Raw genomic sequence first — 14,235 nt, 5'->3', positions numbered from 1 at the left:
AGCCGAATATGCTCGTGAAACTTCTTTACGCAAGCCGCGCGGTGTACGGCGCTGACACGGCCACCGTCAACGCCATCCTGCAAAAGGCAAGGCAACATAATCCGGACGCCGGCATCACGGGCGTGTTGTGCCACAGCCAGCACTACTTCCTGCAATTGCTGGAAGGCGGACGCGAACAGGTCAACCAGCTCTACGCACGCATCCTGCGCGACCCGCGCCACGTCGACGTGACCTTGCTGCACTATGCCGAAATCCAGGAGCGGCATTACTCGGGCTGGGTGATGGGCCAGACCAACCTCGACAAACTGAACGCCGCCACGGTGCTGCGCTACTCGCCCCTGCCGGTATTCGACCCGTACGCCATGCCGGCAAGCAGCACGCTCGCCCTGATCGAGGAATTGGCTTCCTCCGCCGCAGTCCACGGCGGGGCCTGAGCGCAGCGGGTCCGTGATTTCGCTTAAGGCTTGGCCGTGGTGAGGTGAATTCTGTATAATGCTGCACTCCGGAAGCGTGGCCGAGTGGTTGAAGGCAGCAGTCTTGAAAACTGCCGACGGTTAATCCCGTTCGTGAGTTCGAATCTCACCGCTTCCGCCAAAACCTAGAACCAACACGTTTCAACCCGTACCGGAACCCGCACCCCTCCCTATGAGAACGCGGGTTTTTTTGTGCCTACGGGTGCCAACTCGTGCCTTGACAGCTCAGCTTTTTGGGGACATGTTTGGGGGTTACTTCGTTAAAGTTGTCCCGGAAAGTATATAAATTTACCGGTACAGAGCCGGGACAGAACCGGGACAGCCCAACGACGGCCAGCACCACGTCCCTTCGTGTCGATGTCGGCGACGCCCGCTGACCATCCGCTCCCCTGGAATTGGGCGCGAAGAGCATTCCCTGCGCCCCCTCCCGGCGCCGGCAAATCCTTACAGTTGTCTCGATCAATGCGGATGTGGGGATGTGCGAGAATTGCCGGTGGCTCATCCAATAAAGACTGAACAATTCTTAGGCAGTAACGATGCTGACTCAAAACGAAAGGGCAACATGAAGCGCATGGAGCGGGACCCCCTTAAATTCGCTGCTCTTGAGAATTACACTGCGATCGGGCGGAAAAAAGGCTTGCGCCTAAATGATCCACAAGGAATGGAAACGTTCGCTTCGGTAATGATGGAATCTCTCCAGGGCGCGCAAGCGAAGCCAACCATGCTGCATGGGAAGCGAACCGAGGCGCTCTTCGCCTATGTTGCTGGCGCGTTAGGGAATTGCGCTGTTATCAAAACGGAGGATTCTGGGGAAGTCTTCAGCGCTGGTGGAGAGATCCAAGCTCCCGACTACAGACTCATTCTGAATGATGGCACGCGAATGCTCGTTGAGGTCAAGAACTTCAGGGCGAAAGACATGGTTAAACCCTTTAAGCTCAAAATCGACGCCTTCGAAAAGCTAGAAAGGTATGCGAAGTTCGATGGGACCGAACTGAAAATTGCAGTGTATTTTTCTAGTTTTGGACGATGGGCATTGCTGTCGCCGAAAGCATTCGTTCGTTCGGATGACTGCCTCGAAATCACGATGGCCAGCGCGTTGGCAAAAAGCGAAATGGCCACGCTTGGCGACGTACATCTCGCGACAATTCCTGATCTCCGCCTGGAACTTATGGGAAACCCGGAAGAGGCAAATCCTCTGAAAGGTGGCGAAGCTGTGATCACCTTCCGCAGCGCGAAAATGCACGCTGGCGGAATTGCATTAGCCGACCAAGCCTGTCAACAGATTGCGTTCTATCTTATGCGTTATGGCCGGTGGGAGATGACGTCCCACGCTGTTATCGAAGACGGAAAACTGCAGGGCGTTGTACTAACATCGAGCGCAGAAAATCTGTCAGAAGGCCAGCCGTTCGTTTTTATCGGTGAGTTGAGCTCGATGATAAGCGCTGCCTTTGCCGAACACACGGTAGAGGATGGGAAAGTGTCCGCACTTGACATCGACCTAGATCCCGATGCGTTCAGCCCTGGCATCCCCAAGGACTTGAAGGGGCTGGAGCTACCGCTTTGGGCCTTTATCATGCAGCCAAATTACGATTTTGAAGACAACTTTACGGCGCAATTCAAGGGGCGGAAGTAAGGGTCGGCAATTCGATGCAGCTGGACACCTCCCTGCCTAAAGCAGCTACCATAGAGTTAAGTTCGAATGCCTGCTAGTTCAGACTTGATCTCGTATATTGAGAAGGCCGACCACGTAAAAAGTAGTTCCCATCATGGCACGGCTGGGCGAGGTGACACATGAATTGATCTTAGGGCATGACCCTGTTTGTCAGATTGGTGCCCTTGCCCATTCCATTTAAAAGTCCGGACGGTATCCGAGGCTACAGCAATGCGCTTAAGCCTGAATACGAGGAGGGAAGATCATGGACAGGGAATTTGTCGCCGTTGGGATCGATGTCAGCAAGCATAAGCTTGACGTTGCTTTACTGGTAGACGGGAAAATTCGTAGTAAGGCTGTAAGCAACTCAACTGCTGGTTATCACGAACTGAAGGCGTGGCTAACGAAGCAGAAGATTACGCTGGACGATTGCCTGCTCTGCATGGAATCGACTGGGGTTTATAGCGAGCCAGTCGCCACGGGCCTACATGCGCTTGGCTTAACGGTGAGTATTGTGAATCCGGCCCGCATCAAAGGCTTTGGCCAAAGCGAGCTGGTGCGCAATAAGAACGATGGCATCGATGCTGCCTTGATTGCCAGATATTGCGCCATGATGCACCCCGATCCATGGGAGGCACCGCCCCCTGAACAACGCCGGCTAAAGGCCTGGTGTGATCGTCTAAGGGCCTTGAAGGACATGCGTCTGCAAGAGGAGAATCGAATCGAAGCGTGCAACATTGCTGCGAATGCCGAATTGGTTGCTCATATCCAGCAGCATGTGATTTGGCTAAATTCTCAAATAAAACAGATAGAGCACGATATTGACGATCATATCGATCGGCATCCCAACCTGAAACGCGATGCAGAACTAATGACCAGCATTCCGGGTATTGGCAAGACTACTGCCGCTGTAATGCTAGGCCATGTGGGTGACATGCATCGATTCACTAGCGCGAAGGCTTTAGCCGCCCATCTTGGAGTGAGCCCTCGGCAGCGAACTTCAGGCATAGCTGTGCGAGGTCGCACGACCATGAGTCGAACAGGAAACCGTGCGACTCGAAGCGCGCTCTACATGCCAGCTGTCGTGGCAAGCCATCACAATCCTGCATTGCGAATATTCGCCGAACGCCTTCATGCCAACGGCCTGGCCAAGAAGGCCGTAATCGGCGCAGTCATGCGGAAGCTAGTTCACCTCATGTACGCCATTGTCAAATCGGGAATCGCATTTAGGTCCGACTACATGGACCGACAACTTGAAAAGCAAGACAGTATCTGACATGGCGCGGCGTATGGATGACAGCTTCCGTTCCATTGCCCCCGCCGGCGCCTGTCGCATCGATGGAAGGGGTAGGCATGAGCTTGCGAGTTCCGTCTGTGTTGTCGCGGGTTCTAGTCACCTTCTTTAGCTACTGACCACAGCCTGTTACGGACCATCCCTTCCAATTCGTCCATCATCACAAGTCCTTCCGCGCGCAGCTTCTTCGTCGATTCAAAGCGATCGAGCGTCACGCCATACTGAGGAACTTTGTGTTGTCGGATGCGCTCCTCGAACTCCACGTTGCTTGCGCAGATCATTTCGTTGATAGCGCGGAACTTCTCCGTGAAGCCAGCCGGAAAGAAAATGCTGGTCGAGTCGATCTGCCGCCGACATTCGCGCCACGTCTTGTCGCACTCGACAGCCCTTTGCCACTCAGACCATCTCCAGTACTCGTCCTGGCGCTCCTCTCCTTCCAGAGCTTGCAGCTCCGCGCGCTGCCACTCCTCCATACCTCGCTTCACGAGGTGCCGCTCAAGTTCCGCCTCGTTCATACGTCCGACGTTTGCTTGCATCGAGCCGATCGTTGATGCCGACAGGTCGTAAGCGGTTCGCAATAATCGCCAGGATTCCGATAGCGCGGTGAACTCATTGTCATAGAGCTTCTTGGCGCGGTGTACTTCGCGGTCTATTGTTGATTGGACCATCCGAATGGCCTGATCCTGCTCCGCTTTCAAATTCTGTAGTCGTTCGGTGAACTTGTTTTCAAGCCACTTCCCACCAAACCACTTGAACAACCCAAACGCCGCCCCAGCGACACCGATCGCAGTGATACCGAGAAGACCTGCATATTGAAGTACAAGCGCAAAGAGTTGGTTGTAGTCCATCGTATTGGAATGTTCTATGTCAGTTGTCTGAAAACGTGTTATCTATACGCCGTCTGCCGACGGAAGCGGCCGCACTTACGTAAACTTCTTCAGATATCGAGTGAACACCCATCCCTCCACCACAAAGCTCTGCTCTGAATCCGTCCACCGAATTTTTGTCCAGCTGTCTTTCATTTCGAGCACCTGAACAGGCTGACCTCGTGGAATCATCATCGGAAGTGCGGGAGCACTCTTACGTGGAGTGGTGCGGAGCTCAAGACCCTTCTTGTGGCAATCGACGAACCTCAGTTCACTGAGCAACATTGGCGTCAGCTTAAACTCTCGAGCCTGCAAACTAACAGACCTATTAGCCTCGCGCGCTGGTTGGGTCGCAGGGATCGGATCGAAGCGCTCTATCGCTCGCTTTACATACGTGTCCCAAATCGGTGTTAGGGCGAAAAGTAAGAGCGCAAAGAGACAGGGGAAAACCCTTGTCCAGAAAATGGCTGCTTGGTGGGGATCTGATTTGTTGGATCGAACTTCCTGCAAAATGGCGTCCAAAAGTCCCGCGAGCTCACTTAAACTAGCATCAGCTTCGTGCGGTACGACGGCAGCAATAATTTCGCTACCAGCCCCGCCCAACTCCGACTGGAAACTTTCGCCACCATTCAATGCCCAGTGGTCGCGCTCATCCTGCAACGCCTGTACTGTACTTAATATTCTCTCGATACTTGACCATTGGTCAGTAGCACGCTCCAGGCGCGTGGATTCAGCGAGCGCCTGAGCCAATATTCCGAGTGAGCCATCTAAGTGAAACGCTTGGTACTTCTGAAGCGCCGACGTAGACGTTGCGGCGCCCGCTAGATCAGACCATGGGTTAATCGGTGTGACAGCCTTACGCACCGCCTCGATCCAGCGCCATTCGGAAGCCCCCAAATGATCGAGGTTCGTGGCTCGTCGATCGACTTGGTCATAGATGCGAAGCTGATCAGTGATGCGTTGCGCTTCGTTTATCTGTTTTTGGACTCTCTCGTAGGCCTTGGCCAATGGCGAGTGATTGCGCTCGAAAATTGCGTCGAACACCGCCGCTCCCATACTTTTTCTGAGCTGAAAATACGGATCTACCGCTTGCGCCTGCAGTAAGGCCCGCTCCGCCGCGGAATATTGTTCGGTAAGTTTTCTTATGTGCTCAAATTGGTCGCGCGGCAGATCCATGATCGTCCTTTGCAATACACCTGTGAATTGCGCTGGCCGAAGTGCCCGCGCGGAAAATCGCAGTGTACAAGTGAAATTGCTTTCTGAGCAATCCCAAGTATTTGGGTCGTGGAGACTGAAGCTGCTAAGCCAATACGCAACTTTGCGCCGAGAACATTGCGGGAATTGATCCCGCAATGTTGTAGGTCACGCTTAGGCTAAATGAAGCCTCTTTCTACCTGTGGACGTATGCGGTGAGCGATTTGATCCACGCCTCCACGTCTGAAGATTTCCAAGCAACTAGGCGCACGCCCAGCTTGATTGATCCGGGGAATTGCCCGAGCCGCATTCTGCGGTAGATTTCAGCCCGCGATAACCCGGTTCTCTCTGTGACGGTTTGAATTCGCCAGAGACTACTTCCGTTTTCAGATGACATATTTTTGTCTCCAAAACTGAAGGCGCCAACTGGTCGTCGGCGCCGTTGAATTCTTCTGTCCCGCTGGACTTACGCTTCCGGCGTTGGGCGTAGGCTCAGCGCTGAACCGATACGACGGAGTACAGAGGGGCCTGGTTCTCGCAGCGCTTCGATCTGCGTATCCACTTCGTTTCGCCCGGGGGCATGCCGCGAAATATGCTCGCCAAACAGGAGCTTTCCGACGCCATGGGGAGCATTAAAGCGCTCAAAATAAACTTTCGCGGTGTATGGCCCGATTGTCGTCAGCTCAAGTGGTGCGGCGATCGCTACAGTGTTGTTGATAGAAGCGGAACGCCGGCGAAGCGCGTTCTACCAGGCGAAGATTGGGCGTGTCCATTCGTTCAAAGGTCCATGCCATGAAAGCGCTATTCCTCAGCCTCACCGAAGTTGCCGAAGTACTCACCCTCAGCACTGCCACCATTCAGGAACTGGTGCGCGAAAAGCAGTTCCCCCCGCCGCGCAAGCTGTCATCCTGCCGTGTAGGCTGGCTGTTGCGAGAGGTGGAAGCCTGGGCTGAAGACCGTCCTGTTTCCGACTTGCCGCCCCCACCAAACACTGGAAGCACAAAAGCATTTCGCAAAGTTCTTAAAGCTGCGGACGAAATGCACGCGCCAAAAGCGAGTGCTTCCATACAGCGAGGGGTAGATCAAACGGCTGAGCAGGGTAATCGGAAACCGTCAGGTTAGGCCAACCTTTTCGCGAGCAAGAAACTCCCCCTGGGGGTTAAGTTATGATGCAAGCATGTCAATAAACGGGTGCACCGCCATGATTTCCTCAGAGCAGCAAAATTTCGATTTTGATGGTGTGATAACAAGTGCCAACGGGCATGAATTTCCTGCATCTTGCAGGCTGACTCTACCAGACGCCACATGGCAAAGGACTGAAATTCACATTAGCGTTGCGCAGATTGCTGGAAGGCAGTCGCTTCCGAATCCCCTAAATCTCTCTGGCAACGACCGTTACGGAAGACAAGTAACAATTCGGGACATTCATTATCACAGCATCCACTTCGAATTTAATCGCCAGACCGGGCTCGCTGAGATGGAGATCAAACATGTAGGAGAGGTTGAAGTAATTCACGCCATTCCAATTTCGCAGGCTTCTCGTGTTATTAATATTTCATTAAGCGACGCTCAGTATCTGAAAAGCAAGAAAGGAAAATTAGTTGATTCGAAGGACTATACGCGAATTGAGGAACTTTTTTCACTTGACCTTCCCGAACTTGGTCACGGAACGTTTTTAAGACAGTGGCGCTTTTGGCATAACGTCGATAACGTCACTTCAAAGGGGGCGTGCAGCTTTCTTCTAGAACTCAAAGACTTGCCAAAGGGTTTCAATATTGATAGCGCCGCCGAGCAAATACGTTCGGCGCTTTCAATCCCTTCTGTATTCCTCAGGCAACGATTAGCGGTCAACGGGTGGGAAGAACAAGGGGCTACGATTCGTGAGATAGTTCGGCAGCCATTCGCGCCTATTCTACCGAAGAATTTTGCCATGCAGCCATATGAATATCTGGTGCAGGAATCGCAGTTGGAGAATGTCATGCAGCGCGCATGTGTGAACTTTTCTAAGCTTGCGCCAAAGTTAAAGAGAACGGTCGAAAAAATCGCTCTCGGCCTATCTCCTTATAACCACTTAGGCGATGAGGAGCGGTTCCGTGCAATGTTCTATGGATTAGAAAGCTGTAGAAAGCTGACGAGTAAAGTTCCGTCTGCCGAAGTACTAAAAGCAAGGGACGAAGTTCTAGTGGCATTGAAATTCGCCCATAAAGAACTATCCGGAGCAGCGGCCGAGCGAGTTAATGGCTTTATTAATAGCGTCGAAAATGGTCCCAAGGTTGATCTGCGAATTGAAATTGAAGAGGTGTTGGACAATTGGAAGGTTGCACGGTCTGACTTATGGCCGCTGTACGGCAGTGAGGCCGAGCCAGGCCTGGTGAAAATCCGTGATAAACTTTCCCACTCTGGCGGAACTTCTGTCAACAATGATAGCCTGGTCCTTGCTACCTACCATTTGAGCCTGTTGATGGAGCGAATTATCCTTGCCATCCTGGACATACCTTTGAGCGAAACTTTGTTATCGCCTGAGGCATTGAAGATTGATCCGTGGTATGCGAGGGACCGCGTGCTATCGGCCCGACGCGCAGCGTTTACCAAGTCTGTTTGGAGCTAAGAAATCTTTTTTGGGGGCATGTTTGGGGGCATATTTTTGTACTTCAGCATGCCAAACACATTATTCATGCGGCTTTCAGCAGCTTGTTCGACTGCCACCGCTCCGCCAGAATTTTGAAACAAATTCCTGTAACCAAGCGTTTTTTGTTTTTCTAGCACGACCTTTATCCGTCTGTTCAGTCGATCCTTTCTTGCTTGGCATCGATCTCCGCTCGTTTCCGCGATTCGCCGATCCGAATCGAATACTTGTACCTCTCTGTGCTTCTGACTCCCTTGTTATAAATAGTTCTGGACTGTACGCCTTCGTAGCGACAGAGATCAAAACAAATAAAACCGGCTTTTTCGAGGTCGGCAGGCGCTTCCGTTAGGAAGGAATGAACCAAATTGGGAAATCCACTTGCGGTGTCAGTCGGCGCATGCAGGTGTAGGAACTCACCGATCATCGATCCTCTCAGCGTGGAAGAGTTTTTCCGGATACTTGTTGGTTGAACAAAAACTTCGATTGGCGAGGCCGCGTAGTTCACACCGATATGAATCTCCACCGCCAAAAACATGAGCGAATCGACCGCGCGGTTTTCGCTCATATGCACGCCGATATACATGCATCCGTTTTCTTGGCAATGGAAGCCCAAGTCGGAGAGCTTTGCCTTCCGTTCGTTATGAACAACGTCGCCCTCTTTCTGGACGAACGTCTTAACGCTGCCAGCTATGGTCTCCTCGTCAAACGAATTAGAGATCTGTTCGTCGATATACCGCGAAACCCGGTTGCTGCTTGAGGCGATAATGTGCTCGATCGGAATGGGCGACTGCGCATAGGCCCCTGACATCCCAATCGATAGGGCTACAGCCAGCATCTTCATTATTGCCTTCCTTAAGCTACATTGACGCACGCAGTCTACCCGGCATTTCTTTTTTTGCAACTGGCTCGTGCGAGGTTGCCGAACCTTACCCGATGTGCCATATTTCTGCTTTTATCAAGGCTAAAAACATGACCGCTTCCCGCCGCTACAACAAACGCCAACTCAAGAAAAAACACCTGGGCGAATTCCAGGAACTCGGCTTCATGGTCGATGCGAAACTGGTTGGCACTCCTTCCGAATCCGAGCGCGATGGCTTGCTGGTGCGCTTCCTGACCGAGGCGATTGAGGCCAATGGCCTGGCCTTTGGCGGTGGCTACAGCGCGGACTTCAGCGGTTTCGTGGTTTCGCACAAGGCCTACGGCAAGGTTGAGGAAAGCGACCGCAAGCTGGTGCAGGACTGGCTGGCCAAGCAAGCCATGCTGAGCGACGTGAAAGTTGGTGAACTGCGCGACGCTTGGTACGGCTGGGGTTGATCGGGCTTACGCCCGGGCGACAAACTTTTTCGTCGCCCAAGCATTTATGCGGATCGATTTGCCAGTCCATTGCCCGCCGGTGGCCCAGCCCAGTAACGCCACCTTGGCACGCCGCTGCGCTGGCGCACGAATTCGACCGCCGCATCAATATCCTCCACCGCAGCACTGGTACGCACCAACGCCGGCGCCACGGCCAGCGCCAGCTCCATCCCCACCGGCCGTGTGGAGGCGCCGTATCACATCGTGCGTATACCCATCAAAGCCACGCGCCGCCAGGTCGGCCGCCAGCGAACCGGCACTATGCGACCCTGCACTCTTCCAAACTGAACGCACTGATCATGCCGAATAGCCTGGAGCGCGGCACGTCCGCGCATCCGCTGATCGGGCGCGGCAAGTGGCTGGAGGACAAGGAGCGCCCCGGCGCATTCAACCACGCGGCCTGCGGCAATTACCGTACGGCGGATGCGGCGTCCACGCTGGGGCCGTAGGATAGGACTTTGGGTGAGGAGAAGGACAGCGCGCGCGATCCGGCGGTCGCGCGGACATACTGGTGCATGCGCCGGCGGTACGCATGGTGCGCATTCCGGACGCCACCCACTTTCTGCACCTGGAGCGGCCGGCGCGCGGCCGGGCGCAGCTGATCGATGAGGTGGACGCTTTCGTGCCGCGCTAGCAGCCCTTGGGCTTGACGGCGGCAAACTGGCAATCGAGCGGGTGGAAGAATTCGCGCGAGGTGCCGTAGGCTTTGGCGTAGCGTTCGAACAGGCGGTCGATGTCGCCCGATTTGTAGAGGGCGGCGATGCCGCGCTCGAAGGTGTCGCGCTGTTCGGCGGTGCGGAAGACGAACCAGTATTCGTTCGGTTTGCCGATGATATCGTGGTAGGCCAGGTCGAAGTCGCCGTCGCGCAGGTAGGACTGGCGGTCCAGGTAGAAGTGGAAGATGTCCTTCTGCGAAATCATCACGTCCACCTGGCGCAGTACCAGCAGCGGCGATTGCAGCGTTTTCGGTTCCTGGTAGCGCGGGTTGCGCATGGCGGCGTCGCGGTAGGCCTGGCCTAGCATGTCGGAGGCGCCATAAAAGGCGCTCACGCGGTAGCGCGCCAGGTCGGCCACGGAGTCGAGGCGCGGCAACTGGGCGCGCCGTGTGATCGCCACGTTGTGGAAGCTGGTGACCGGCCAGCGGCTGAACACGCCCGGCAACGGGGTGGTCGGCTTGGCGCCGGTGGAGACGTCCACTACGCCGCTGCGCAGCGCCTCTTCGGCACGCTTTTTCGGGAGATAGATGAAGTCGGCGGTCACGCCTTGCGTGGCCATGGCGTCGCGCAGCACCTCGACCAGCAGGCCGCTGTTCCGGTTCGGCATGACAAACGGGGCGATGTCGTCCTGTACGCCGAACTTGATGCGGGGGCGCGCCTCAGGCTCCGCCGCCTGCGCGCTGCAGGTGAGGAGGATGGCCAGGGCGGCGGCGCGGCGCATGGTCAGCCTGCGTGGGCGGCTACGGGTTGCGGCGGCGCCCAGTTCTGCACCAGGGCCTTCTCGAATTCCTGCGCCGGCAAGGGGCGGGAGAACAGGTAGCCCTGCACTTCGTCGCAGCCGGAGTCCTTGAGGAAGGCCAGCTGCTCCACCGTTTCCACGCCTTCGGCGATCACCTTGTGCTTGAGCTGCTGGGCGATGCTGATGATGGTGCTGGCGATGGCGCAGTCGTTGGTGTCGACCGGGATGCCGGTGGTGAAGGAGCGGTCGATCTTCAGCGTGTCGATCGGGAAGCGCTTCAGGTAGGACAGGCTGGAATAGCCGGTGCCGAAATCGTCCAGCGACAGGGTGATGCCCTGCGCCGTCAGGCGGTCCATGATGCCGATCACGCGCTCGATATTGTGCATCAGCGTCGATTCGGTAATTTCCAGCTCCAGCCAGGACGGCTCCAGGCCGTAGCGCTGCAGCGTTTCCATCACGCGGCCGGGCAAGGCGGCGGTGAATTCGCGCGCCGAGACGTTGACCGCCAGGCGCACGGGCGGCAGGCCCTTCTCTTTCCAGTCCTGGGCTTGCGCGCAGGCCGCTTCCAGTACCCATTCGCCGACCTGCACCACCAGGCCGGTGGCTTCGGCCAGGGGGATGAATTCGGCCGGCGGCACCAGGCCGCGTTCGGGGTGCTTCCAGCGCACCAGCGCTTCGGCGCCGATGATCTTGCCGCTGCTGATTTCGAACTTGGGCTGGTAGTGCAACAGTAGCTGGCCGTTGCCCAGGGCCTGGCGCAGGCCCGATTCGATGCGCATGCGTTCCTGCATGCCTTTGTTCATGTCCTGGCTGTAGAAGGCGATGTGCTCGCCCTCGGTGCTGGCGTTATGTTTGGCGCGGTACATGGCGATATCGGCCAGGCGCAGCAGAGTTTCGGCGTCGTTGCCGTCCTGCGGGTAGACGCTGATGCCGATCGAGGCGCCCACGCGCAGGTCGTGGCCGTCGATCAGGAAGGGCTCGTTCAGCGCCGCCAGCAGCTTGTTGGCCACCATGCTCGCTTCGTAGTGCTGGTTGATGTCGAACAGGCCGACCGCGAACTCGTCGCCGGACAGGCGGGCGACGATATCCTGGTCGCGCAGCGCCATGCGGAAGCGCTGCGACACTTCGCGCAGCACGGCGTCGCCGATGGCGCGGCCCAGGGTGTCGTTAATCAGCTTGAAGCGGTTCAGGTCGATGAACATGACGCAGCCGTGCGCCTTGCTGCGCTGGGCCACCGTGAGGGCCTGGTCCACCAGCTTGGTGAGCAGGGAGCGGTTGGGCAGGTTGGTCAGCGCGTCGTAATAGGCCAGGTGGTGGATGCGCTCTTCCGCCTGTTTGCGTTCGGTGATGTCGGTCAGGTAGGCGATCAGGCCGATCGAGCGGTCTTCCATGTCGCACAGGGGCGACAGCGACAGGCTGGCCCAGAACACTTCGCCGTTCTTCTTTTTACGGCGCACTTCCATCAGGCGCCCGCCCTGCTCCAGAAACGGGTCGCCGAAGGTTTCGTCCTCGTCGTCGTAGAGGAAGATGATGTTGCGGCCGACCGCCTCCACCGCCGAATACCCGAACAGGCGCTCGGCGCCTTTGTTCCAGCTGGTGATGAAGCCGTTCAAGTCCATCGTCAGCACCGATTCGTGGATCTGGTCCAGGATTTGCGATTGATGCTGGAGCCGCGCTTCCACCTGCACATAGGCGTGGGTGGTGCGCTGCGCCACCGAATGCACCTGCAGCACGCTGCCGGCCAGGCTGGCCAGGCTGGCCAGGTGCTGCCTGGTCGTTTCAGTGTAGCTGTCGCGGCCCGATACTTCAAAGCGGCCGAAGTAATTGTTATCGAATTGGATCAATTGCGACAGGCCGCTCTCCCAGCCTGGCAGGCCGGCGGCGGGCGTCATGTCGCGCGGCACGTAGCGGCCGTGCGGGCTGCCGGTGACTTCGCGCGCGATGCGGCCCATTTCCTCCACCAGGGCCGGGCCGCGCAGGCGCAGCACGGCGTCGCACAGGGCGGCGCTGCTGGTCAGGAAATCAGACACCGGATGGGCGTACATGCTTACACGTTCCTGCTGACTTGCAGCGCCCAGTGGTAGGCCTGCAGCAGGCTGCGCCAGTAAGTCTCGTTGTCGATGCCGACGTCGTTCAGCGCGCTGCTTTGCGGTTCGTGCATTTCCACCAGGGCCAGCATTTCGCCCAGCGGGCCGCTGCGGTCCAACAGGGCGGCCACCACGTCCAGGTCCAGGTTCAGGGCCGAGACGATTTCCGTCATCGGCATGGCCAGCAGCACGTCCAGCAGCGAGAACACGCCGACCAGGAAAGCCAGGTCCTGCTCGTCGCGGTCGCCCTCATTCAGTTTGCACAGGGCTTCCATCTGCGCGGCGCGCAGGGCGGCCAGCGGCAGCAAGGCATTGGCCTGGCCGTCGTCCTGCTGGCGCGCGTACAGCAGCAGCTGCAGCCAGCGCTGCAGCTGGCGCCGGCCCAGCATGTTGATGGCCTGGCCGAAGTTGTGGATTGGGTTGCTGTTCGGCGCGAAGGCGGCCGAATTCACCAGTTTCAGGAGCTGGTAGGAGAGCGCCGGGTCTTGCTTGAGCAGGGTTTCCAGTTCGCGCGAGTCGGCGTCCTGCGCCAGCAGGCCAAGCAGGGCAAGCAGGCGTTTGCGCGAGGTGCCATCGCCCTGCCCCGCGTCGTGCTCCTGGGCGCGCGGCAGCTCGCCGCGCAGCAGTGCAAAACCGGGCGGCATGCTGGCGGCGTTGCGCGCCAGGTGCGGGCCGGGCAGCGTCATCATGGCCAGGGCGCTTGGCAAGGCTTGGGCGCAGTCGAAATCCAGGCCGCGGATGCCGCACTGGGCGGCGCTGATCGTGACTTCGCCATCGGCCATCAGGCGCAGGCCGCGCTCGGCCAGTTCCTTGCAGCGCTTCTGCACCGCGCCGTCGGCCAGGCTGGCGGCGGGTACGGTGAAGACCATGCGGTCCAGGGGCAGCGCATCGAGTTGCGCCGGTTCCAGCGCCAGCGGGTCGGCCAGGGGAATGTAGTAATCGATGGAACCCAGTTCCTGGGATTCTGGGCATCCCAGCAGGGATTGCAGCACCGGCAGCGTGGCGGCGCAAGGCATTTGAAACGCTAATCCGGCCCACTGGTTGTGGGCGTTCAGGACCGGCTTGATTCCCACCAGCGGAAACGAATTTGAATCAGGCGCAAACATCGGAATCTCGGTGCGGTAATTGCCACAATGGTAAATGTTTTATTGATGTAAAGCAACCATTGTGCGCACACTGCCACACCCGTGTTACAAGACTTGTGGAATATAACAGAAATTGCTCAAAAGTCAGGTT

The 14,235-nt window shown here is 57.0% G+C and carries 15 protein-coding genes and 1 tRNA gene; 9 read left to right on the top strand and 7 right to left on the bottom strand.

The window, feature by feature from the left end:
• The first annotated feature begins 8 nt into the window (after positions 1-8).
• From ACE3TQ_RS05155 to ACE3TQ_RS05140, 4 genes are all read left to right on the top strand, one after another.
• Positions 9-434, top strand: a complete 426-nt coding sequence (locus ACE3TQ_RS05155) for a BLUF domain-containing protein (RefSeq protein WP_374580889.1) — start codon at positions 9-11, stop codon at positions 432-434.
• A gap of 70 nt (positions 435-504) precedes the next feature.
• A tRNA-Ser gene (locus tag ACE3TQ_RS05150) sits at positions 505-594 on the top strand.
• A 441-nt stretch (positions 595-1,035) separates the two neighbouring features.
• Positions 1,036-2,106, top strand: a complete 1,071-nt coding sequence (locus ACE3TQ_RS05145) for a hypothetical protein (RefSeq protein ID WP_374580888.1) — start codon at positions 1,036-1,038, stop codon at positions 2,104-2,106.
• 283 nt (positions 2,107-2,389) lie between these two features.
• A complete protein-coding gene (locus ACE3TQ_RS05140; RefSeq protein WP_374580887.1) occupies positions 2,390-3,400 on the top strand; it encodes an IS110 family transposase in 1,011 nt (336 codons plus the stop codon).
• Between the two features lie 113 nt (positions 3,401-3,513).
• Here the strand turns inward: ACE3TQ_RS05140 and ACE3TQ_RS05135 are convergent, their stop codons facing one another.
• The 3 genes from ACE3TQ_RS05135 to ACE3TQ_RS05125 form a co-directional block, all read right to left on the bottom strand.
• Positions 3,514-4,266, bottom strand: coding sequence for a hypothetical protein (locus ACE3TQ_RS05135; RefSeq protein WP_374580886.1), 753 nt, complete (start codon positions 4,264-4,266; stop codon positions 3,514-3,516).
• A gap of 75 nt (positions 4,267-4,341) precedes the next feature.
• Positions 4,342-5,460, bottom strand: coding sequence for an SH3 domain-containing protein (locus ACE3TQ_RS05130; protein ID WP_374580885.1), 1,119 nt, complete (start codon positions 5,458-5,460; stop codon positions 4,342-4,344).
• A gap of 214 nt (positions 5,461-5,674) precedes the next feature.
• On the bottom strand, positions 5,675-5,875 hold the full coding sequence (locus ACE3TQ_RS05125) for a helix-turn-helix transcriptional regulator (RefSeq protein WP_374580884.1): 201 nt from the start codon (positions 5,873-5,875) through the stop codon (positions 5,675-5,677).
• A gap of 395 nt (positions 5,876-6,270) precedes the next feature.
• On the opposite strand from ACE3TQ_RS05125, the gene ACE3TQ_RS05120 reads away from it, so the two are divergent.
• Positions 6,271-6,600, top strand: a complete 330-nt coding sequence (locus ACE3TQ_RS05120; protein ID WP_374580883.1) for a helix-turn-helix transcriptional regulator — start codon at positions 6,271-6,273, stop codon at positions 6,598-6,600.
• A gap of 79 nt (positions 6,601-6,679) precedes the next feature.
• The gene (locus ACE3TQ_RS05115) at positions 6,680-8,086 is read left to right on the top strand and encodes a hypothetical protein (protein WP_374580882.1); all 1,407 of its coding nucleotides are present in this window, start codon (positions 6,680-6,682) and stop codon (positions 8,084-8,086) included.
• Between the two features lie 175 nt (positions 8,087-8,261).
• Here ACE3TQ_RS05115 and ACE3TQ_RS05110 read toward each other — a convergent pair whose 3' ends face one another.
• On the bottom strand, positions 8,262-8,945 hold the full coding sequence (locus ACE3TQ_RS05110) for a hypothetical protein (protein WP_374580881.1): 684 nt from the start codon (positions 8,943-8,945) through the stop codon (positions 8,262-8,264).
• A 128-nt stretch (positions 8,946-9,073) separates the two neighbouring features.
• On the opposite strand from ACE3TQ_RS05110, the gene ACE3TQ_RS05105 reads away from it, so the two are divergent.
• From ACE3TQ_RS05105 to ACE3TQ_RS05095, 3 genes are all read left to right on the top strand, one after another.
• A complete protein-coding gene (locus tag ACE3TQ_RS05105; RefSeq protein WP_374580880.1) occupies positions 9,074-9,418 on the top strand; it encodes a YggL family protein in 345 nt (114 codons plus the stop codon).
• 338 nt (positions 9,419-9,756) lie between these two features.
• Complete coding sequence (locus tag ACE3TQ_RS05100; protein ID WP_374580879.1) at positions 9,757-9,906, top strand: hypothetical protein; 150 nt, start codon at positions 9,757-9,759, stop codon at positions 9,904-9,906.
• A 62-nt stretch (positions 9,907-9,968) separates the two neighbouring features.
• Positions 9,969-10,091 carry a hypothetical protein gene (locus ACE3TQ_RS05095; protein ID WP_374580878.1) on the top strand — a complete coding sequence of 41 codons (123 nt, stop codon included), beginning with the start codon at positions 9,969-9,971 and terminating at the stop codon, positions 10,089-10,091.
• Here ACE3TQ_RS05095 and ACE3TQ_RS05090 read toward each other — a convergent pair.
• The 3 genes from ACE3TQ_RS05090 to ACE3TQ_RS05080 are packed head-to-tail and all read right to left on the bottom strand — an operon-like array spanning position 10,088 to position 14,015.
• Positions 10,088-10,894 (bottom strand): substrate-binding periplasmic protein, encoded by an 807-nt coding sequence (locus ACE3TQ_RS05090; RefSeq protein ID WP_374580877.1) that lies wholly within the window; start codon positions 10,892-10,894, stop codon positions 10,088-10,090. The two genes, ACE3TQ_RS05095 and ACE3TQ_RS05090, sit on opposite strands and share 4 nt — an antisense overlap.
• A 2-nt stretch (positions 10,895-10,896) precedes the next feature.
• Positions 10,897-12,957: a putative bifunctional diguanylate cyclase/phosphodiesterase gene (locus tag ACE3TQ_RS05085; protein ID WP_374580876.1), complete on the bottom strand. Its 2,061-nt coding sequence runs from the start codon at positions 12,955-12,957 to the stop codon at positions 10,897-10,899.
• Between the two features lie 2 nt (positions 12,958-12,959).
• Positions 12,960-14,015, bottom strand: coding sequence for an HDOD domain-containing protein (locus ACE3TQ_RS05080; protein ID WP_374580875.1), 1,056 nt, complete (start codon positions 14,013-14,015; stop codon positions 12,960-12,962).
• Positions 14,016-14,235: the final 220 nt, after the last annotated feature.

The organism is Pseudoduganella sp., assembly GCF_041914865.1.
Taxonomy (GTDB): Bacteria; Pseudomonadota; Gammaproteobacteria; order Burkholderiales; family Burkholderiaceae_D; genus Rugamonas.
Note: the sequence above shows the minus strand (reverse complement) of the source record. Positions and strands in the feature narration are given on the sequence as shown.

Coding starts and splice junctions, on each gene's coding strand:
- ACE3TQ_RS05155 (WP_374580889.1), top strand. CDS start 9: ATGCTCGTGAAACTTCTTTACGCAAGCCGCGCGGTGTACGGCGCTGAC.
- ACE3TQ_RS05145 (WP_374580888.1), top strand. CDS start 1,036: ATGAAGCGCATGGAGCGGGACCCCCTTAAATTCGCTGCTCTTGAGAAT.
- ACE3TQ_RS05140 (WP_374580887.1), top strand. CDS start 2,390: ATGGACAGGGAATTTGTCGCCGTTGGGATCGATGTCAGCAAGCATAAG.
- ACE3TQ_RS05135 (WP_374580886.1), bottom strand. CDS start 4,266: ATGGACTACAACCAACTCTTTGCGCTTGTACTTCAATATGCAGGTCTT.
- ACE3TQ_RS05130 (WP_374580885.1), bottom strand. CDS start 5,460: ATGGATCTGCCGCGCGACCAATTTGAGCACATAAGAAAACTTACCGAA.
- ACE3TQ_RS05125 (WP_374580884.1), bottom strand. CDS start 5,875: ATGTCATCTGAAAACGGAAGTAGTCTCTGGCGAATTCAAACCGTCACA.
- ACE3TQ_RS05120 (WP_374580883.1), top strand. CDS start 6,271: ATGAAAGCGCTATTCCTCAGCCTCACCGAAGTTGCCGAAGTACTCACC.
- ACE3TQ_RS05115 (WP_374580882.1), top strand. CDS start 6,680: ATGATTTCCTCAGAGCAGCAAAATTTCGATTTTGATGGTGTGATAACA.
- ACE3TQ_RS05110 (WP_374580881.1), bottom strand. CDS start 8,945: ATGAAGATGCTGGCTGTAGCCCTATCGATTGGGATGTCAGGGGCCTAT.
- ACE3TQ_RS05105 (WP_374580880.1), top strand. CDS start 9,074: ATGACCGCTTCCCGCCGCTACAACAAACGCCAACTCAAGAAAAAACAC.
- ACE3TQ_RS05100 (WP_374580879.1), top strand. CDS start 9,757: ATGCCGAATAGCCTGGAGCGCGGCACGTCCGCGCATCCGCTGATCGGG.
- ACE3TQ_RS05090 (WP_374580877.1), bottom strand. CDS start 10,894: ATGCGCCGCGCCGCCGCCCTGGCCATCCTCCTCACCTGCAGCGCGCAG.
- ACE3TQ_RS05085 (WP_374580876.1), bottom strand. CDS start 12,957: ATGTACGCCCATCCGGTGTCTGATTTCCTGACCAGCAGCGCCGCCCTG.
- ACE3TQ_RS05080 (WP_374580875.1), bottom strand. CDS start 14,015: ATGCCTTGCGCCGCCACGCTGCCGGTGCTGCAATCCCTGCTGGGATGC.